General features: G+C 56.3%; 19 protein-coding genes and 2 tRNA genes. 15 read left to right on the top strand and 6 right to left on the bottom strand.

Going from position 1 to position 19,870, the window contains the following annotated elements; genetic code table 11:
* Positions 1-165: 165 nt before the first annotated feature.
* The gene (locus OCH02_RS21775; RefSeq protein WP_261432925.1) at positions 166-912 is read right to left on the bottom strand and encodes an SDR family oxidoreductase; all 747 of its coding nucleotides are present in this window, start codon (positions 910-912) and stop codon (positions 166-168) included.
* Positions 913-1,011: 99 nt separating this feature from the next.
* Between OCH02_RS21775 and OCH02_RS21770 the strand changes: the two genes are divergently transcribed.
* Positions 1,012-1,383 carry a winged helix-turn-helix transcriptional regulator gene (locus OCH02_RS21770; RefSeq protein WP_261432923.1) on the top strand — a complete coding sequence of 124 codons (372 nt, stop codon included), beginning with the start codon at positions 1,012-1,014 and terminating at the stop codon, positions 1,381-1,383.
* 1 nt (position 1,384) lies between these two features.
* Here the strand turns inward: OCH02_RS21770 and OCH02_RS21765 are convergent, their stop codons facing one another.
* Positions 1,385-2,293, bottom strand: coding sequence for an ABC transporter substrate-binding protein (locus tag OCH02_RS21765; protein WP_261432921.1), 909 nt, complete (start codon positions 2,291-2,293; stop codon positions 1,385-1,387).
* Positions 2,294-2,547: 254 nt separating this feature from the next.
* On the opposite strand from OCH02_RS21765, the gene hinT reads away from it, so the two are divergent.
* From hinT to OCH02_RS21720, 9 genes are all read left to right on the top strand, one after another.
* Positions 2,548-2,898: a purine nucleoside phosphoramidase gene (hinT, locus tag OCH02_RS21760; RefSeq protein WP_026142310.1), complete on the top strand. Its 351-nt coding sequence runs from the start codon at positions 2,548-2,550 to the stop codon at positions 2,896-2,898.
* Positions 2,899-2,910: 12 nt separating this feature from the next.
* Entirely contained in the window at positions 2,911-3,300 is a 390-nt protein-coding gene (locus OCH02_RS21755; protein ID WP_261088847.1) for a YcfL family protein, read from the top strand.
* A gap of 27 nt (positions 3,301-3,327) precedes the next feature.
* On the top strand, positions 3,328-3,915 hold the full coding sequence (gene lpoB, locus OCH02_RS21750; RefSeq protein ID WP_261432920.1) for a penicillin-binding protein activator LpoB: 588 nt from the start codon (positions 3,328-3,330) through the stop codon (positions 3,913-3,915).
* On the top strand, positions 3,896-4,765 hold the full coding sequence (locus OCH02_RS21745; RefSeq protein ID WP_261432919.1) for a phosphotransferase: 870 nt from the start codon (positions 3,896-3,898) through the stop codon (positions 4,763-4,765). The genes lpoB and OCH02_RS21745 overlap by 20 nt, the downstream gene beginning before the upstream one ends.
* Positions 4,766-4,796: 31 nt before the next feature.
* Positions 4,797-5,816, top strand: coding sequence for a beta-N-acetylhexosaminidase (gene nagZ, locus OCH02_RS21740; RefSeq protein ID WP_261432917.1), 1,020 nt, complete (start codon positions 4,797-4,799; stop codon positions 5,814-5,816).
* A gap of 72 nt (positions 5,817-5,888) precedes the next feature.
* Complete coding sequence (ycfP, locus tag OCH02_RS21735) at positions 5,889-6,431, top strand: alpha/beta hydrolase YcfP (RefSeq protein WP_017892435.1); 543 nt, start codon at positions 5,889-5,891, stop codon at positions 6,429-6,431.
* 332 nt (positions 6,432-6,763) lie between these two features.
* Positions 6,764-8,068: an NAD(P)/FAD-dependent oxidoreductase gene (locus tag OCH02_RS21730; RefSeq protein WP_174352702.1), complete on the top strand. Its 1,305-nt coding sequence runs from the start codon at positions 6,764-6,766 to the stop codon at positions 8,066-8,068.
* 360 nt (positions 8,069-8,428) lie between these two features.
* Positions 8,429-8,965 (top strand): glycine zipper 2TM domain-containing protein, encoded by a 537-nt coding sequence (locus OCH02_RS21725; RefSeq protein ID WP_174352701.1) that lies wholly within the window; start codon positions 8,429-8,431, stop codon positions 8,963-8,965.
* Positions 8,966-9,256: 291 nt separating this feature from the next.
* Positions 9,257-9,742 (top strand): RrF2 family transcriptional regulator, encoded by a 486-nt coding sequence (locus OCH02_RS21720; RefSeq protein ID WP_261432915.1) that lies wholly within the window; start codon positions 9,257-9,259, stop codon positions 9,740-9,742.
* A gap of 83 nt (positions 9,743-9,825) precedes the next feature.
* Here the strand turns inward: OCH02_RS21720 and sdeB are convergent, their stop codons facing one another.
* Together sdeB and OCH02_RS21710 are read right to left on the bottom strand one after the other, a co-directional pair.
* The gene (gene sdeB / locus OCH02_RS21715) at positions 9,826-12,972 is read right to left on the bottom strand and encodes a multidrug efflux RND transporter permease subunit SdeB (RefSeq protein ID WP_261432914.1); all 3,147 of its coding nucleotides are present in this window, start codon (positions 12,970-12,972) and stop codon (positions 9,826-9,828) included.
* A 23-nt stretch (positions 12,973-12,995) separates the two neighbouring features.
* The gene (locus OCH02_RS21710) at positions 12,996-14,183 is read right to left on the bottom strand and encodes an efflux RND transporter periplasmic adaptor subunit (protein ID WP_261432913.1); all 1,188 of its coding nucleotides are present in this window, start codon (positions 14,181-14,183) and stop codon (positions 12,996-12,998) included.
* 295 nt (positions 14,184-14,478) lie between these two features.
* On the opposite strand from OCH02_RS21710, the gene OCH02_RS21705 reads away from it, so the two are divergent.
* Positions 14,479-14,835 (top strand): helix-turn-helix domain-containing protein, encoded by a 357-nt coding sequence (locus OCH02_RS21705; RefSeq protein WP_261432911.1) that lies wholly within the window; start codon positions 14,479-14,481, stop codon positions 14,833-14,835.
* 57 nt (positions 14,836-14,892) lie between these two features.
* Here the strand turns inward: OCH02_RS21705 and OCH02_RS21700 are convergent.
* A tRNA-Ser gene (locus OCH02_RS21700) sits at positions 14,893-14,982 on the bottom strand.
* 222 nt (positions 14,983-15,204) lie between these two features.
* Positions 15,205-15,294, bottom strand: a tRNA-Ser gene (locus OCH02_RS21695).
* A 411-nt stretch (positions 15,295-15,705) separates the two neighbouring features.
* Between OCH02_RS21695 and OCH02_RS21690 the strand changes: the two genes are divergently transcribed.
* The 4 genes from OCH02_RS21690 (at position 15,706) to OCH02_RS21675 (ending at position 19,730) form a co-directional block, all read left to right on the top strand.
* Positions 15,706-17,208, top strand: coding sequence for a peptide MFS transporter (locus OCH02_RS21690; RefSeq protein WP_261432910.1), 1,503 nt, complete (start codon positions 15,706-15,708; stop codon positions 17,206-17,208).
* Between the two features lie 126 nt (positions 17,209-17,334).
* Entirely contained in the window at positions 17,335-18,276 is a 942-nt protein-coding gene (ghrA, locus tag OCH02_RS21685; protein ID WP_261432909.1) for a glyoxylate/hydroxypyruvate reductase GhrA, read from the top strand.
* Between the two features lie 86 nt (positions 18,277-18,362).
* The gene (locus OCH02_RS21680) at positions 18,363-19,100 is read left to right on the top strand and encodes a phosphatase (RefSeq protein WP_261432908.1); all 738 of its coding nucleotides are present in this window, start codon (positions 18,363-18,365) and stop codon (positions 19,098-19,100) included.
* 42 nt (positions 19,101-19,142) lie between these two features.
* Positions 19,143-19,730: a molecular chaperone gene (locus tag OCH02_RS21675; RefSeq protein ID WP_261432907.1), complete on the top strand. Its 588-nt coding sequence runs from the start codon at positions 19,143-19,145 to the stop codon at positions 19,728-19,730.
* Positions 19,731-19,870 lie beyond the last annotated feature (140 nt).

Raw genomic sequence — 19,870 nt, 5'->3', positions numbered from 1 at the left:
TCGCCCTGTTTGATCAGTGTAGGCAGTGGTGCCAGCCAGAGTGGTCGCGCTAATGTAAACGGAGTCCGCAATTGCTTACGGGGTATGTGATATTGTTGCAAGTGAAATAATTAGCGCTATTCGCTTAATGATGCAGGGATAAACCCTGGGTATTTTCCGACGCAATTACAAATTTCCCACGCCACCGTCGATCAGCAACTCACTGCCCACCATAAAGGCGGACTCGTCAGACGCCAAAAACACCGCCGCCTTGGCCAATTCCAGCGCCGTGCCCATGCGGCCAATCGGTACCAGTGCGCGGATCTCGTCGCGCAGTGTTTGCTCATCGGCCTCCTTCAGCCCGAGCTTGCCCAGCGCCGGGGTTTCTGTCGGGCCGGGGCTGAGGCCGTTAACCCGGATGCCGCGCGGATGTAATTCACCGGACAGCGTTCTGGCCAGCGACAGCAGGCCGGCTTTGCTGGCGGCGTAAACGTTGCTTAACGGCAGGCCAATATGCGCGCTGACCGAGCCACACAAAATAATCGATGCAGGATTGGCCAACAGTGGCAACAGTGCCTGGATCAGAAAGAACGGCCCCTTGAGATTGATGTCCATCAGCCGCTGATAGCTTTGCTCATCCCATTCCTGCAACGGATGGTGGGTGACGTCGCCGGCGTTGACGTACAGCACATCGAGACGCGGCCAATGGCTGGCCAGCTGCTGTGCCAAACTACGCTGCCCAGCAATATCCCCGGCATCGCTGCGCAACAACAGAACCTTGCTCAGAGCTTCACCCGCCGCGTCGAGGCCACTTTGGCTGCGGCCGGTGATCGCCACGGTGGCGCCTTCGGCAATAAACTGGCGCGCAGTTTCCAGACCAATACCGCTGGTGCCGCCGGTGATCAACGCATATTTACCTCTAAGTCGTGACATAGCCCACTCCCGTTTGTTGTCGATGCAGGCATTATTTGCGCTATAGTACCTTTTGCATAGTAGGCACCTTTTGGATACTAAAGGACAAGGTGGGATGAAATGACCGACGCAGGGCGTTCGACAGTGGAAAAAAATTTAGCGACGTTACCGGCAGCGGGTGAACCTTGCCCAATGGTGGGCTTCGTGAATCTGGTGGCGGGGAAATGGGCGATCCCGATCCTCTACCGACTGATACTGATCGACAGCCCGGTGCGTTTCAGCGAGCTGCAGCGTGCCGTGGCACCGATCGCCCAGAAAGAGCTGACACGCCAACTGCGGCAGTTTGAGCAGCGTGGCCTGGTCACGCGGCAGGTATTCCCGGAAGTCCCGCCGCGTGTTGAATACCAAATTACGCCGCTGGGCAAAACGCTGCGCCCGACGCTCGACTCGTTGGCCAACTGGATGCGCGCGCATGCACCCCAGTTGATATGAACTACTCGTCGCCAATGCCCGGTGGGTTGATGGTTGAGCGTGGGACCTTCTCATCGCGTTCGCCCCAACGGTCCAGCACCTGGCCATACTCGCCACTGGTGATCACCCCATTGATGGCGGCGTTGATGGCTGCAACCAGACCGTTATCTTTTTTGGTGGTCACCGCCACATAGGCCACGTTCGGGCCAATCCCGACCATTTTGGTTTTGCCGGTCAGTGCCGCCTTGTAGGCACCGGTAGAGTGGGGGCCGAAAAATGCATCGGTGCGTCCGGACTGAATGCTCAGATTGGCGGCGGCATCGTCGGTAACATAAATCGGCTGCACCGGTGCCAGACCGTTGGCGCGGTTCTGTTTATCCCAGCCAAGCAGGATATTTTCCTGATTGGTCCCCGAGCCGACAATAACCCGTAGCCCGGCAATGTCCGCAGGCTGGTTGATTGAGGTGATTTTGCTGGTGGATTTCACATAAAAACCCAGCGTATCCACGCGGTAGGTGGCGAAATCAAACTTGGTCTTGCGCAGTTTGGTGACGGCAATATTGAAAATGGCGGCATCGTACTTGCCCGAACTGATCCCGAGTGGCCAGTCTTCCCAGGAGGTGGGCACCAGATTAAGTTCCAGCCCCAGGCTGTCCGCCACCAGTTGTGCAATATCCGGGTCGCTGCCAATCAGCGTTTTATTGTCTTCGGCAAACAGCGCCAGTGGCGGAGAATTTTCAGACGCCACCGCGACGGTCAGCTTGCCCGGTACGGCAAAAGGGTAATTAGCCGGGATCAGTGCCACTGCGGCTGGGTTTTTCGCTGCACGCAAATGTTGCTGATTAGCCTGCAGGTCAATAATGCTTTTGGTTTCAGCCGCTGCATGGCCGCACAGCAGCAGCGCGCTCAGTACCAGGGTTTTGCATCGCATGTTGTCACCTATCCGTTTTTAATCATAGGGTTACTATTGGCGGCGGCCACAGGCAAGTAAAGCAACAATAGTGAATAACCAAAGTGAAAAAAATCAGATGAATGCCGCCGGGCAACGCTGACAGCGGCGCTATTTCCCTGATCGGTTGTCTGATTCTGCATCACTCAACGCGGAAAGTGCGCAATCAGGTTGAAAGCAGTAGAATTTGTCACTCATACTGCGTACAGCTTATTTTCCTCAACAAGGAACGCCAGATGGCCGAAGAAACGATTTTCAGTAAAATTATCCGCCGCGAAATCCCTGCTGATGTGGTCTACCAGGACGAACTGGTTACAGCCTTCCGTGATATTTCACCTCAGGCCCCGACCCATATTCTGATCGTGCCCAATGTGCTGATCCCCACCATTAACGACGTCACCGTTGAGCACGAAGCTGCTCTGGGCCGTATGATCACCGCCGCCGCCAGGATTGCCGAACAGGAAGGCATCGCCGAAGACGGCTACCGCCTGATTATCAATTGCAACCGTCATGGCGGCCAGGAGGTCTATCATATTCATATGCATTTGGTCGGTGGCCGCTCTTTGGGGCCGCTGCTGTCACGCTAATCGAGGAAAATAATGCGCTATAGCAAAACCCTGCGTTGTCTGATGGCGCTGACGTTGCCCGCCATTATACTGATGGGCTGTAGTAGCCCGCGAGGCATTGCGGTTAACGAACGTCAGACGGTCGTGATGGATTCGCCAGTGCTGACCGCGGGCATTCTGGCCGACAATCCGTCGATTTCGAATGCTTCCGGGCGGGTGATGGCGACCTCGGAGCTCAGCAACAGCCAACCAACGCCGGTCACGGTGCACTACCGCTTCTACTGGTATGACGATCAGGGGTTGGATATCCGGCCTTTTGAAGCGCCGCGCACCATTACTATTGCGCCAAATTCAGATGCCACCATTTACTCGCTCAATGGCAACCTCGATGCCAAGCGCGTGCGTCTGTATCTATTCTTGTAAACTCTTGGTTCATTGAGAGAGGGGTTAATGAAAAAGTATCTATTTGTCGCGCTGACCGCGTTGGTGTTAACCGGTTGTCTGTCGCGCCCGCCGGAGCCGGAACAACCGCAACCGCCAGTGACCGTTGAGCCTGTGACGCCGCCGGTGACCGAAGAACCGCAGCCGCCGGTGACCGAACCGGTGCCGCAACCGCCAAAGATTCAGCAGCTCGATTGGCTGAGCAGCGTACAGCCGCTGGTCAATCAGATGCTGAAAGCCGATGGCGTTAATCCGGGCAGCGTGTTGTTGTTGGACAGCGTGAAGAATAACACCAACGGTGCGCTGCAGACCGCGAAAGCGACCTCCGCACTGCATAAGGCTTTGGCATCAAATCAAACCTTCTCGATCGTGCCGGAAGCGCAGTTGGCCACCGCCAAGCAGACGCTGGGCCTGTCGGCGGATGACAGCCTGGGTTCACGCAGCAAGGCAATTGGTCTGGCGCGTATCGTCAGCGCGCAGTACGTGCTGTACAGCGACGTCAGCGGTGATGTGAAGTCACCCACGCTGGATATGCAATTGATGCTGGTGCAAAGCGGTGAAATCGTCTGGTCAGGTAATGGCGCCGTTACACACTGAAGTCGCACTGCGAAGACTGATTGAGCACGAACTGCCGGCGGTGAAAACCGCCGGTTGTCGTTTCAGTCCGGTGCAGGGACTGACCGGTGAAAGCTGGCGGATTGAAGGCGAAGGCGTGCAGTTACTGGCTCGCCAGCAAAGTCCAGAAAAAAGCGCGTTGGGTGTCAGTCGTCGGCGTGAGGCTCGGGTGTTGTGTCGTGTCGGTAAGGGCATCGGGCCGCAGGTTTTAGCGCAGAGTAATCAGTGGATTATCTTGCAATGGCTCAATGGTGACGTTGTCACTGAGGCCAGTTTTACCCGGCTGAATGAGGGCGGCAGTCTGGCTGAGTTGATGGCCGGGTTACATCAACAATCGCCCAGTGGCTACCCGCTGAGCCTGCATCGGCAGTTTACTCGCTACTGGCAGCAGCTGGATCCTCGACGCCTGACACCCGCCTGGCTAAAGTTGCATCAGCGTTTTCTGCATCATCGGCCCCCAACGCCGCTAAAACTGGCTCCCCTGCATATGGATATTCATCCGGGCAATCTGATTGCACAGGGCCAAGGCTTGCGGCTGATTGACTGGGAGTATGCGGCCGACGGGGATATCGCGCTGGACATCGCCGCACTGTTTCGCGGCAATGCCTGGTCGCCAGCCGATCAGCAGCAGTTTTTAGGGCATTATGCACGCATCGGCTACTCAAATTTACCCTTGCTGAGCGCGCAGGTGCAGCGTTGGTTGCCGTGGGTAGATTACCTGATGCTGTTATGGTTTGAAGTGCGCTGGCAACAAACCGGCGATCCTGAATTTTTGCGTTGGGGCGCAGTGTTGCACCGGCGTTTTTGTTTAACATCCCCATGTTCTGAATAAATATTGAAGTGAGGTGGCCGTGGGCCCAGTAATGTTAGATGTCGCCAGCTATGAGCTGGATGCAGAAGAACGTGAGATCCTGAAACACCCGCTGGTGGGCGGCCTGATCTTGTTCACCCGCAATTTCCACGATGCGCAACAGCTGCGTGAGCTGGTACGCCAAATCCGCGAGGCTTCTCACGATCGGCTGGTGGTAGCGGTGGATCAGGAAGGCGGCCGCGTGCAGCGCTTCCGCGAGGGGTTCACCCGTCTGCCGGCGGCGCAGTCATTTGCCGCATTAAACGAAGTGCATGAGGGCGGGCGTCTGGCACAGGAAGCAGGCTGGTTGATGGCGGCGGAAATGATCGCGCAGGATATCGATATCAGCTTCGCACCGGTACTGGATATTGGCCACGTCAGTGCGGCGATTGGCGAGCGCTCGTTCCACAGCGATCCGCAGCAGGCGCTGGTGATGGCCGAGCGCTTCATTCTGGGCATGCACAGCGCCGGGATGAAAACCACCGGTAAGCATTTCCCTGGCCACGGTGCCGTCAGTGCCGATTCGCACAAAGAAACCCCCCGCGATCCACGTCCGTTGGCTGAGATCCGCGAACATGATATGTCGATCTTCCGTGAATTGATTAACCGTCAGCTGCTGGATGCCGTGATGCCGGCGCACGTCATCTATACTGAAGCAGACCCACGTCCCGCCAGCGGCTCGCCTTACTGGCTAAAACAGATCCTGCGCCAGGAGTTGGGTTTTGACGGCGTTATCTTCTCGGACGATCTGTCGATGGAAGGGGCGGCAATTATGGGCAGCTATGCCGAGCGCGGTCAGGCAGCATTGGATGCGGGGTGCGACATGATCCTGGTATGCAATAACCGCGCAGGGGCGGTCAGCGTGCTGGATATCCTGTCCCCGGTCAAAGCAGAGCGGGTGAAGCGGTTATATCATCGCGGTCAATTCACCCGTCAGGAGCTGCGTGATTCCGCGCGCTGGCAGCAGGCGCATAAAGAGCTGAATGCGCTCAGCGAACGCTGGGAAGAGCACAAGCAGCATAATGCGGGGTGAACCCAGGACGTCGTAGTGCGGCGTAAATGATGAGGGCTGCGGTGCGGCCCTCCGTTTGTTGCGAGGATCCAGATGATTATCTATTTACATGGCTTTGATTCCACCAGTCCCGGCAATCATGAAAAGGTATTACAGCTACAGTTTATCGATCCTGACGTACGCTTTATCAGTTACAGCACCTTGCACCCACGCCATGACATGCAGCATTTGTTGAAAGAAGTGGACAAGGCGGTTCAGCAGGGAGGAGATAAACATTCGCTGATCTGCGGAGTGGGCCTCGGGGGTTTTTGGGCCGAACGTATCGGCTTTCTGTGCGGTATCCGCCAGGTGATCTTCAACCCCAATTTGTCTCCTGAACAACATATGCAAGGCAAAATCGACCGGCCGGAAGAGTATCGCGATATCGCCACCAAGTGCGTGGAAGACTTCCGTGAGAAAAATCGCGATCGCTGTCTGGCGGTGCTTTCCCGCCACGACGAGGTGCTGGACAGTCAGCTCAGTGCTGAACTGTTGCATAAATACTATGAAATTGTCTGGGATGAACAGCAGACCCACAAGTTCAAAAACCTGTCGCCACATCTGCAACGCATCAAGGCATTCAAGACTCTGCCTTAACAGTTTCATAACGCCCGACAGCGCCGCAATGATTGTTCTGAACAGGCAAGAATTGCGGCATTTCTTTGCCTGAAAGCCCCGTTTTTCCCGTTGAGGGCCAAAATTTAAAACTGTGATCTCGCGCTAACTATTTGAATCACAATCCTCAAAATTTCCCTTCGTCCAGGCTTTAACCAAAAAAGTTTGATGTACATCAATTTTGGTATGACCAAATAACCCCACATGCTATTCTGACTTCAGATAGCAGGTTTATTTTAAGCGAACCCTATGTATTCTAAGGATATTATTTATTTACCCTTAGGCAACAATTGGTTCACATTTAGGGGGTTATTTTGACAACGCCAAAGAAAAAAATCGTCATTGTCGGTGGTGGTGCCGGTGGTCTGGAACTGGCGACCAGCCTGGGCCATAAACTCGGTCGTAAGCACAAAGCAGAAATTACGCTGGTAGACCGCAATCACAGCCATCTGTGGAAACCTTTGCTGCATGAAGTAGCAACCGGCTCCCTTGATGACGGCGTCGACGCGCTGAGCTATCTGGCACATGCGCGCAATCACTCTTTCAGCTTCCAGCTGGGTTCGCTGACCAACATTAATCGTGAAACGCAAACCCTGCAGTTGGCGCAAATCTGCGATGAGCACGGCGCTGAACTGGTTCCTGCGCGTGAACTGCCTTATGACATCCTGGTGATGGCGCTGGGTAGCACCTCGAACGATTTCGGTACTGCCGGCGTGAAAGATCACTGTATTTTCCTGGACAACCCGCACCAGGCGCGTCGTTTCCACAACGAAATGCTGAACCTGTTCCTCAAGTTCTCGGCACAGCCAGGGCAAAAAGAGCGGGTGAATATTGCCATCGTTGGCGGTGGCGCCACCGGGGTGGAACTGTCTGCCGAGCTGCATAACGCGGTGAAGCAACTGCACAGCTATGGTTTTGAAGGCCTGGACAACAGCGCGCTGAACGTGACGCTGGTCGAAGCGGGCGAGCGTATTCTGCCTGCGTTGCCGCCGCGTATTTCCGCCGCTGCGCATCAGGAATTGAACAAACTGGGCGTGCGCGTCTTGACCAACACCATGGTCACCAGCGCGGATGCCAAGGGGTTGAACACCAAGGGCGGCGAATTTATTGATGCCGATCTGATGGTGTGGGCGGCCGGTATCAAGGCGCCGGACTTTATGAAGGACATCGCCGGGCTGGAAACCAACCGCATTAATCAGCTGGTGGTGGAACCCACGCTGCAGACCACGCGCGATCCGAATATCTTCGCTATCGGTGACTGTGCTTCCTGTCCGAAAGAGGGCGGTGGCTTTGTGCCACCACGCGCCCAGTCGGCGCACCAGATGGCATCCCGCTGCTTTACCAACATTCTGGCGCTGATGAACGGCCAGACGCTGAAGCCTTACGTGTATAAAGACCACGGTTCGCTGGTGTCTCTGTCCCGCTTCAGCACCGTTGGCAGCCTGATGGGCAACCTGATGCGCGGTTCGATGATGGTTGAAGGCCGCATTGCGCGCTTCGTCTATATCTCGCTGTACCGTATGCACCAGGTGGCTTTACACGGTTATATTAAAACCGGCCTGATGATGCTGGTCGGCGGCATCAACCGGGTGATCCGCCCGCGGTTGAAAATGCACTGATAGTTGCCGATCTTGACCCACCCACGCCGGTTCGCCCGCGTGGGTTTTTTTATGCCGGTCCCCGTGCGATGGGGCAGTTACGGGCTGATTATTCAGCACAATGTCCCGTGACTATGGGTAAAAGTCTTAAGATTCCTCCTAAACAATGGGGGTAGGGGCGATTTCCAGCATCATTGGTCACATTGTCTTATTGCGAGGTTCTGGAACATTGTGCAGACTTTATCTTGTTTACAGACGGCGCGTCGCGCACGCCGTAAACCGGAATACCACGTGCCGCCAATGCGCAAAATAATAAGCGCGGTGCAATGTCGGTAAAATCCCCGGTACAAATGCGTGGTAACACTTTCAGGAGGATTTCCTGTGAACAAGTCAATGTTAGCCGGTGTGGGTATTGGTATTGCAGCCGCTCTGGGTATTGCTGCGGTGGCCAGTCTTGATGTTTTTTCTTCAGGTCCGCAGTACGCGCAGGTTATTGCCGCAACGCCGATCAAAGAAACCATCAAAACACCGCGTCAGGAATGCCGCAATGTGACCGTCACTCATCGTGCGCCAGTGCAGGATGAGAACCGCATTGCCGGTTCGGTTCTGGGTGCAGTAGCCGGTGGCGTTATTGGCCATCAGTTCGGTGGTGGTCGTGGTCGTGATGTGGCGACGGTGGTGGGTGCCTTGGGCGGCGGTTACGCCGGTAACCAGGTACAGGGTGCGATGCAGAATAACGACAGCACCACCAGCACGCAGCAGCGTTGCAGAACGGTCTACGACAAATCACAGAAAATGCTGGGTTACGACGTGACCTACAAGATTGGCACTCAGCAGGGCAAGATCCGCATGGATCACGATCCCGGTACCCAGATCCCGCTGGATAAAAGCGGCCAACTGGTGCTGAATAAAGCCTAATCAACAGACAAGAATTAAACCCGCGGGCAGTGTTAGTTCTGATCGTTTAACGCAGTTAAGCGAGCGGCATTAATATTGACGCGGGTTTCTGTATTCTTCATCCCCACCGTTTTATCCCCAGGCCAGTTCTGACGTGACTTCCGACCTAATGTATCCGTGCGATTTATCCGGGCATACCTTCAATAGTGCAACAGTGTTTGTTATATTATTGTGCAGTTGAGTGGGTGTGATGGCGTCATCTCGCACCGGCCCAGTCCAGGTATTTGGTCTCCCGGAGACAGAGATAAAAACATGTTAGATTTTCGCTTTCCGACTGCAATGCAAATGGTACTTAGCGTGGCCGTGGCTGAAAAGCTGGGCGTGCGTTCGACCAGTGCGGTGCTTGCCGCCGGTCTGGAAGCCAACCCTAGCTTTATCCGCAAGCTGATGGTGCCCTTGACCAAAAATGGCATCATTGTTTCGACCCTGGGCCGTAACGGCTCAATTCACCTGGGCCGCCCGGCGGAGCAGATCACCCTGCGGGATATCTATCTGTCCGTTATTGAAGATAAACGCATTTGGGCCGCTCGACCGGAAGGGCCGGCGCGTTGCCTGGTCAGTGCCAACGCCTGCTGGTATTTCAAGTCGGTGGTGAACGAAGCGGAAGAGGCATCGCTGAACGTGCTGGCGCGCTATACGGTGGCGGATTCTCTGGCTGAGCTGGAGCGGGGCGACAAGCGTGCCTGCGCGGCATATGCAATGCAGGACGTGAAAGACGAAGAGACAGCAGAAAAATAGTCTGCGGTAGCTGCGGTATTAAACATAAGACAAAGAAAAGCCCGGTTTAAACGCCGGGCTTTTTTGTGGCTATGGCAGGCGAATTATTCCGCCACGGGTTGCCGTGTTTTGCGTGTCACCATACGGCGCAGAGTAACGTAGAACACCGGAGTCAGGAACAGCCCAAACAGTGTGACGCCCAGCATGCCGGAGAATACCGTGATGCCGGTGACGCCACGAACCTCGGCGCCGGCACCATGTCCGAGGATCAACGGAATAGTCCCGGCGATAAAGGCGATGGAGGTCATTACAATCGGCCGTAGTCGCAGACGACAGGCTTCCAGCGCCGCTTCCATAATACTTTTGCCCTGTAGCTCCAGTTCACGGGCGAACTCGACGATCAAAATGGCGTTCTTGCAGGCCAGGCCCATCAACACTACCAGCCCCACCTGTACGAACACGTTGTTATCACCGCCGGTCAACCAGACCCCGAACAGTGCCGACAGCATGGTCATCGGCACGATCAGGATCACCGCCAATGGCAGCGTCCAGCTTTCGTACAATGCTGCCAGCGCCAGGAAGGCCAACAGCACCGCCACCGGGAAGACAATAATGGCCGCATTGCCCTGGGTGGACTGCTGATAGCTCAGGTCGGTCCACTGAATGTTCATGCCGTTCGGCAACAGCTTGCTGGCCATGACCGTCAGTTCGCTCATGGCTTGTGACGATGACAGCACTCGCGGATCGGCATCACCAATCAGATCTGCCGCCGGGAAGCCGTTGTAACGGATCACCGGATCCGGGCCGTAGGTGGTGCTGATGCTGACCATGCTGCCAATCGGCACCATTTCCCCCTTATCGTTGCGGGTGCGCAGGTTGGCGATATCTTCCACGCTGTCGCGGAACTGACCGTCGGCCTGCGCCATCACCTTCCAGGTGCGGCCATAGCGGTTGAAGTCATTGATATAAGACGAACCGAGATAGGTCTGCAAGGTGCTGAACAGGGCATTGAGCGGCACCCCTTGCGCCTTGGCCTTGTCGCGGTCAATCTTCGCGTCCAGCTGCGGTACATTGGCCTGATAAGACGAGATCGGGAAGCCCATGCCCGGAGTTTGCATGATCGCGCCCGACATGGTGTTGATTGCGGTTTGCAGCGCGCCATAACCCAGACCGGCACGGTCCTGAATATACAGGGAGTAACCGGAACCCTGGCCGATACCGAGGATCGGTGGCGGCATAATCGAGAACGCAAACCCTTCCTGGATCTGCGAAATCTTGGCGTTAATCTCGGCATTGATCTGCGCCGCGCTGCGGGTGCGGGTGCTTAAGGACTCCAGCGCAAAGAACACGGTGCCGGTGTTGGGCGTATTGGTAAATTGCAATGCATTCAACCCGGGGAAGGAGACCGCATCCGTCACCCCATCGACGCTCAGGCCGATGGCGCTCATCTTGCGGATCACCGCGTCGGTGCGCTCCAGCGACGCGCCCTCAGGCATTTTCACGCCACCAATCAAATAAAGCTTGTCCTGCGTCGGGATGAATCCACCGGGCACGGTTTTAAACATCACCCCGGCAGCGCACAGCAGCAGCACGTACACCACAAATACCGCGCCGCGTTTGCCCAGCGCCCGGGAAACCCCACGTTGATAACGTTGTGAGCTGCTGGCAAAGAAGCGGTTAAACGGACGGAACAGCCAGCCGAACAAGCGATCAATCAGGCGTGATGGCATGTCTTTCGGTGCGCCATGCGGTTTCAACAGCAACGCCGCCAACGCCGGTGACAGGGTCAGCGAGTTGATAGCCGAGATCACGGTCGAAATGGCGATAGTCACGGCGAACTGCTTATAAAACTGGCCGGTGACGCCGGACAGAAACGCCATTGGCACGAACACTGCGCACAGCACGACGGCGATGGCGATAATCGGGCCGGATACTTCACGCATTGCCTGGTGCGCCGCCGCCAGCGGTGACAGACCCTCTTCGATATTACGCTCGACGTTCTCCACCACCACGATGGCATCATCGACCACGATACCGATGGCCAGCACCAGTCCGAACAGGCTCAGCGTATTGAGCGAAAAGCCCAACAGATAGAGCGCCGCAAAAGTACCGACGATGGAGATCGGTACGGCCAGCAGTGGAATGATAGACGCACGCCAGGTTTGCAGAAACAGAATGACCACCAGTACCACCAGCAGCACCGCTTCAAGCAGGGTATCTACCACCGAGCTGATCGAATCGCGCACGAATACCGTCGGGTCGTACGGTGATTGCCAGCTCATGCCGTCCGGAAAGCGGGTCGACAACTCGGCCATTTTGGCCCGCACCGCGTTGGACAGCTCGATAGCATTGGCCCCCGGAGCCTGGAAGATACCAATCCCCACCGCGTCCTTATTATTGAGCTGGGCACGCAGCGCGTAGCTGCCGGAGCCCATTTCAATGCGTGCGACGTCGCGCAGGCGAACGACTTCGCCGTTGTCGCCGCTCTTGAGGATAATATTGCCGAACTCTTCCTCGGTCTGCAGGCGCCCCTGCGCATTGATTGACAGCAGATAATCGCTGCGGGTCGGCATCGGTTCCGCACCCAGTTGCCCGGCAGAAACCTGTACGTTCTGCTCCTGCATGGCAGAGACCACATCAGAAGCGGTCAGCCCGCGTGAGGCCACCTTGTTCGGATCGAGCCAAATACGCATGGCGTACTCACCGGCACCGAAAATCTGTACCTGACCGATGCCGGGCAGGCGGGCCAGCTCATCCTTGACCTTCAGAGTGGCGTAGTTACGCAGGTAGAGCGAATCGTATTTACCGGAAGGGGAAACCAGATGGACCACCAGCGTCAGGGCCGGGGATTGCTTCTGGGTTGTCACCCCTTGCCGCCGCACGTCTTCCGGCAGGCGTGCTTCGGCCTGCGCCACGCGGTTTTGCACCTGAACCTGTGCCTGATCGGGGTCTGTTCCTGGGCGGAAGGTGACGGTGGTGACCAGCACGCCGTCAGAACCGGCCACCGACTTCATGTACATCATGTTTTCGACGCCGTTGATCGCCTCTTCCAGCGGGGTTGCCACCGTTTCAGCGATCTCTTTCGGGTTAGCGCCGGGGTATTGGGCACGCACCTGCACGCTGGGCGGCACCACGTCCGGATATTCGCTGATCGGCAGCAGCGGGATGGCAATAACACCGCCGACAAAAATCAGAATCGACAGTACCGCGGCAAATATCGGCCGGTCGATGAAAAAACGGGAAAAGTCCATGGATCAGGATCCTTTACTGGGGCTTAGTTAAGTGCGGAAGCGTCGGCGTTGATCGCCACGTTTTTGGCAGCGACCGGCATACCCGGCATAAACACTTTTTGCATGCCGTCGACGATCACCCGGTCACCGGCAGCCAGCCCCTTCTGTACAATACGTAGCCCGCCAGCTACCCGGCCCACTTCGATATCGCGTCGTTGCGCCTTGCCGTCCTTATCGACGATATAAACAAACTTGCGATCCTGATCGGTCATTACCGATTTATCGTTGATCAACATGGCATTGAACTCGGCACTGCCGGGCATCTGCACCCGGGCGAATAACCCTGGAGTGAAGCGGCGCTCAGCATTTTCCAGCAGGGCGCGCATGCGAATAGTGCCGGTACCGGCGTTCAGCTGGTTGTCGGTAAAATCAACAATGCCCTGGTGTGGATAGCCGTCTTCACCGACCAACCCGACCTTCACCGGCAGCTTTGTCGTGCGCCGCCCATCGTTTTGGTAACGCAGAAAAGTGGCTTCATCGACGTCGAAATAGACGTAAACCTTGTCGAGCGACACCAGCGTGGTGAGTACACTGGCACTGTCGCCGGTGGTCACCAGGTTACCGGCGGTGATCATCGCGCGACTGGCGCGCCCGTCAATCGGCGCAATCACTCGGGTAAAATCGAGGTTCAGTTGCGCCAGATCGAATTGGGCCTGAGCCGCCAATACGTTGCTCTGCGCCTGCGCGGCAGAGGAACGGCGTTGTTCCCACACCTCGGTCGATATCGCCTGGCTGCCGATCAGTTTCTCGGTACGGCCGGATTCGCTGCGGGCCAGTGCCGCCTGATTGCGTGCCCGAACCAGTTCGGCCTGTGCCTGCTCACGAGCGGCGCGGTAGGTACGATCGTCGATGGTGAACAGCACCTGGCCTTTTTTCACTTCATCGCCTTCGGTGTAATTCACTTTATCGATATAGCCGGAAACCCGTGGCCGTAGCTGGACGCTTTGCACCGCCTCGATCCGACCGTTAAAAGCATCCCATTGACTGATGGGTTTTATCACTACGTCGGCGGTGCTGACGGCCGGTGGTGGGGGAGCCGCATTTTGAGCGGCGCTGTTGTCACACCCGGCCAGCAGAGCGACCAGCAACGCGACGGCAGAGAGGCGTGTGCTGATACCGATGCCGCTTTGGCGACGGTGTGAATGAAACAATGGGTTTGGCTGGCTTGGCATTATTTTTCTTTCCAGTAGTAAGCACGATCTGGCGATACACCCGGCCCTGTTATCCGGGTAACTTCCCTGGCCTGTGACCGGCGGCAGAGCGGTTGCACCGGTCATTGGTGCAACGGTTAGGTTTTGAAACACATTGTTGTCACATTAATGTATCAATATCGGTTACATTAATTGGCTGGATTATAGAAGTGCCTCTCAGTTAAATGCAATAATAAAAATTGCATTTAATGCGAAACTGCTGCAACGTAATGACATCGGGCAGCGGATCTACCTGCCAAGTCATGGGAGCGTCAGCATGAACAGCACGGGTTTTATTACTGATTTGATTGAGTGGATTGATAACAATCTGGAAGAGAAGCTGGATATCAATACCGTAGCGGGCCGCGCGGGGTATTCCAAATGGCACCTGCAGCGAATGTTCAAACGCCAGACCGGCTACGCGTTGGGAGAGTATATTCGCATGCAGAAGCTGAGGGTCTCGGCAGAGCGCCTGGCCAACAGCGGCGAACCGATCGTCAGCGTGGCGATCTCACTCGGCTTTGACTCGCAGCAGTCCTTCAATCGCAGTTTTAAACGCCACTATGGTCAAACCCCGGGCGACTGGCGCCGCGCCGTGATGCAGCCATCCATGGTGGCTAGCCACACGCACTGAGGGCGATTGCAGATAACAAAAAAGCCTGAACTTGCGTTCAGGCTTTCTCGTAAAATATGGCGGTGAGGGAGGGGTTCGAACCCTCGATACACTTACGCGTATACACACTTTCCAGGCGTGCTCCTTCAGCCACTCAGACACCTCACCGTATTTTGTCGTTGCGTGCTCACTGCTGCAACGGGGCGGTACTATAGGGAGAGCGAGCGATCCGGTCAAGCAGAATTTCTGCGTTTCGGTGCGTCCGCTTAAGCCGTGTTCGCTTTGCTGAAAACTGCGGCGAACGGCAGGGGCGGGAGGCTGCCATCAGAATTCCCTGTCTTGCAGACAACAAAAAAGCCTGAACTTGCGTTCAGGCTTTCTCGTAAAATATGGCGGTGAGAGAGGGGTTCGAACCCTCGATACACTTACGCGTATACACACTTTCCAGGCGTGCTCCTTCAGCCACTCAGACACCTCACCGTTTTACTGCATCGCTAACGCATTGCGTTGTCGACGGGCGCTAATGTAGGAGAATCTGATCCCAGCGTCAACCCTCTTGTGACATAACCATGACTGTTTAGCTAAACTTGCAGCAATTTGCTGATTTCCCGAGCAATCGACCGGCATGTCGAATCAATTGATGGGGGAGACATAGCGTAAAATTATATAGCAGGCTAATATTTGAGCGCTTCAGTATGCGTTAGCTCAATATATCAGCAAGAGTGAAGTCTGCAGTGCTGTTATATGCATTAATACTGGATTATTAGTCATATGTGTCGCTAAATGGAAGGGTGCTGGTGCGGGGTTTTGGCAAGGATTTTCACACCGCCGCGCAGGTTGCCGGGCAATGACCCGGCGATAAGCAGACAGGGATTGATCTATCAAATAATAATGCAGCAGAGGTTCACTTTGACTTCGTCAGATTCCACACCGACGGCGCCACAGCGCCATGCCATCCCCCCGGGGGCCGGGGCACTGTTCTTTATTCAAATCTTCGCCACGCTGGGTTTTGCCGTGCTGTACTCCACGTTGGTACTGTACGCCACCAAGCGTTTGGGCTTCAGCGAAACTAACGCCAACGCCATGATGGGCGTGTTCGGGGCGTTCAACTACGGCTTGCATATGTTCGGCGGCTATCTGGGTGGGCGCTTCCTCAGTAACCGCAACCTGTTCGTACTGGGTATGGTACTGCAGGTGATTGGCTGCGCGTTGATCGCCGTTGCCGGGGTTTGGGGGCTCTACTGGGGTCTGGCGATGTTCCTGACCGGCAGTGGGCTGAACGTCACCTGCATTAATATGATGTTGACCCAGCGTTTTAAGCCGGACGACGATCGGCGTGAATCAGCCTTCTTGTGGAATTACGCCGGGATGAACCTGGGGTTCTTTGTCGGTTTTACCGTCGCCGGCTATTTCCAACTGACCGAAAACTACCGTGCGCTGTTCCTGTTCGCCACTCTGGGCAACGCGGCGGCAATCATCGTCGCCGTCAGCCGTTGGCGCATTCTGGCCGATCTCAACACACCATTGCACGACGCCAGTCGTGGAGAATACCGCTGGCGCATGCTGGTCGGGTTGGCGGTGCTGGTCGCGCTGGTACCAATCATCCGCGTGATGCTGACCCACGCCGAGTTCAGCGGTCACTTCGTCATTGGCCTCGGCGTGCTGATTTTCCTGATGCTGTGCGTGGTCACGTTACGCCATCATCCGCGTGACGAGCGTCGCAGGATGACCGCTTATCTGATCCTGGCATTGGGGTCCCTGGTGTTTTGGGCGCTGTACCAGTTGGCCCCAATGGGGTTGATGCTGTTCTCCGAGCACAACATCAATTTGAATGTCTACGGCATTCAGGTGGCACCGCAGTGGATCCAGAACATCAATACGCTGGTGATCGTGGTCGGTGGGCCGCTGATGGCCTGGTGGTTCAATCGCCTGCGCGCCCGTGGCTGCAAAATCGACATTCCCATGCAGTTCTCCGGTTCGTTGTTTTGTATCGGGCTGGGTATGCTGGTATTGCCGTTGGGTATCAGCCTGGCCGGCGGTGATGGGCTGGTGGCGTTTAAATGGATTGCCATCAGTTATGTGCTGCAGAGCATCGGTGAACTGATGATTTCCCCGATCGGCTACGCGATGATCGGTAAACTGGCTCCCCCGCGCTACCAGGGGGTGATGATGGGCTGCTGGATGATGGTCACCGGCGTCGCTTCGGTATTGGCGGGCTATGTTTCGGGTCTGATGCCGGAAAACAGCGGCAGTACCCCGGCATTGACCAACCCCGGTTACAGCGAAGTGTTTAGCGTGCTGGGCTGGGGAGCCGCAGGTGTCGGCGTGGTGATGCTGATTTTGATCCCGCTGCTGCGCCGCCTAATCAGGCAGGACACCCCCGTCGCAGTCTGAGATCCCGCGGTATGAAAACAGCCCCACTGGTCGGGGCTGTTTGCGTTTTGGGCTTTAACGCTTGCATCTGTCGGCGAATCGCGGAAGTCTGGATGGAAACAGATAAAAACAGACGGAGTCGCGAAGATGAACATCATTTTTTACCACCCTTTCTTTAATGCCGAGGAATGGCTGACCGGCCTGTCACAGCGCCTGCCGCAAGCGCAGGTTCGTGCCTGGCAACCGGGCGATGATCGTCCGGCAGATTACGCGCTGGTGTGGCGCCCCCCCCATGAGATGTTGGCTAACCGTGGTCGGTTGAAAGGCGTATTTGCCCTCGGCGCCGGCGTCGATGCTATCCTGGAGCAAGAACGTGCCTACCCGGGGACCCTGCCGGCAGGTGTGCCGTTGCTGCGCCTTGAAGATACCGGCATGGCGCAACAGATGCAGGAATATGCACTGAGCTATGTACTGCGCTATTTCCGCCGTTTTGATGAATACCAGCTGTTGCAACAGCAGCAAGAGTGGCGGCCGCTCGATCCTCATCAGCAGGATAACTTCACTATTGGCATTCTCGGCGCTGGGGTATTGGGCAAAAGCGTGGCGCAGAAGCTGACGGCGTTTGGCTTTAACGTGCGTTGCTGGAGCCGTAGCCCCAAACAAATCGACGGTGTGCAAAGTTTTGCCGGAGCCGAACAGCGCGCTGCGTTTCTCGATGGTGTGCAATTGCTGATCAACCTGCTGCCCAATACGCCGGAAACCGCCGGGATCCTCAATCAGCAACTGTTCGCGCATTTGGCTCCGGGGGCTTATCTGATCAACCTGGCACGCGGTGCGCATCTGGTTGAGGACGATTTGTTGCAGGCGCTGGAACAAGGTCAACTTGCCGCCGCTACATTGGATGTGTTCGTCACCGAGCCGCTGCCGCAGGCGCATCCGTTCTGGCGTCATCCGCGTGTCACCATTACCCCGCATATTGCTGCCATCACCTTGCCGGAAGCGGCGATGGATCAGATAGCGGCGAACATTCTCGCGCTCGAAGCCGGACAAACACCGGCCGGAGTGGTAGATGTGCAGCTCGGTTACTGATCTTCCGGTGATGCACCTGCTAAGCTAAATAAATAACAAACCGCGCCTGCCGCCGTACTCTGGCAGGCCGCTAAGAAGGAGAAGCAATGTACCCCGTTGATTTACATATGCACACCGTCGCCAGCACCCACGCCTATAGCACGCTGCATGATTACATCGTCGAAGCCCGGCAAAAGGGCATCAAACTTTTCGCCATCACCGACCACGGCCCGGATATGGCCGATGCACCGCATTATTGGCACTTTATGAACATGCACGTGTGGCCGCGCCTGGTGGACGGCGTGGGCATCCTGCGCGGCATCGAGGCCAACATCAAAAACCTGCAGGGTGATATCGACTGCACCGGTCCGATGCTGGATAAAATCGACGTAATTATCGCCGGTTTCCACGAGCCGGTGTTTGCGCCACAGGACAAAGCCGCCAATACCGAAGCGATGATTGCTGCGATGGCGCAGGGGGACGTGCACATTATCAGCCACCCCGGTAACCCAAGATACCCGATTGATATTGCCGCGGTTGCCGCGGCAGCAGCCAGGTATGAAGTGGCGCTGGAACTGAACAACTCGTCGTTCACCCATTCACGCAAGGGCAGCGAAGACAACTGCCGTGCGATTGCGGCTGCGGTGCGTGATGCCGGTGGCTGGCTGGCGCTGGGCTCGGATTCACATATTGCTTTCTCGCTCGGCGGTTTTGAACACTGCGAGCGCATTATTGCCGAAGTGGAGTTCCCGCAGGAACGCATCCTTAACGTTAGCCCACGGCGCCTGCTGGACTTTCTCGAACGGCGCGGCAAGCCGGCGATTGCGGAACTGGCCGATTTGTGACATCGTCCCGGCAAATTTTTCCGTATTGTATAAGGCATTACCATGAATGAGTTTTCTGTTGTTTGCCGCGTGCTGGGTACGCTGTTTTATCGTCAGCCGCAAGATCCGTTGCTGGTGCCGCTGTTTACGTTGATCAAAGAAGGCAAACTGAAGCAACACTGGCCGCTGGAGCAGGACGACCTGTTGGTGCGTCTGCAGCAGGGTTGTGATGTCAACCAGCTGTCCAGTGATTTCAACGCGATGTTTGTCGGCAGCGAGTGCAGCGTGTCACCATTCCGCTCTGCCTATGTTGAAGGGGCGACGGAAGCGGAAGTGCGTACTTTCCTGCAGCAGCGCGGGATGCCATTAAGCGAAGCGCCTGCCGATCACTTCGGTTCACTGCTGCTGGCCGCCTCATGGCTGGAAGATCAGGCGCAGGAAGACGAAGCGCAGGCGCAGATCACCTTGTTTGACGACTATCTGCTGCCCTGGTGCGGCCGTTTCCTCGGCAAAGTGGAAGCTCATGCCACTACCGGTTTTTACCGTACACTGTCGCTGTTGGCGCGTGAGTCAATTCAGGCGATGCGTGACGAACTGGCGGAGTACGAACAATACGAAGAACAGCCGGGCGAAGAGGGCGAACAGCCTTAATGCCTTGCCGGCCGGTTTGCGCCTGGCGGCGGAGCCGGCCACTTTCCCCGCTACACAGGTTTTCATCCCCCATACGTAAATTGACAAATAATCCCCTAATCTGACGGTTCACCGGCGGTGTGGCCAATCTGTGCCTGCGC

The sequence above is a fragment of the Serratia quinivorans genome, assembly GCF_946227985.1.
Taxonomy (GTDB): Bacteria; Pseudomonadota; Gammaproteobacteria; order Enterobacterales; family Enterobacteriaceae; genus Serratia; species Serratia quinivorans_A.
This window is presented reverse-complemented; position numbering and strand designations above follow the sequence as displayed.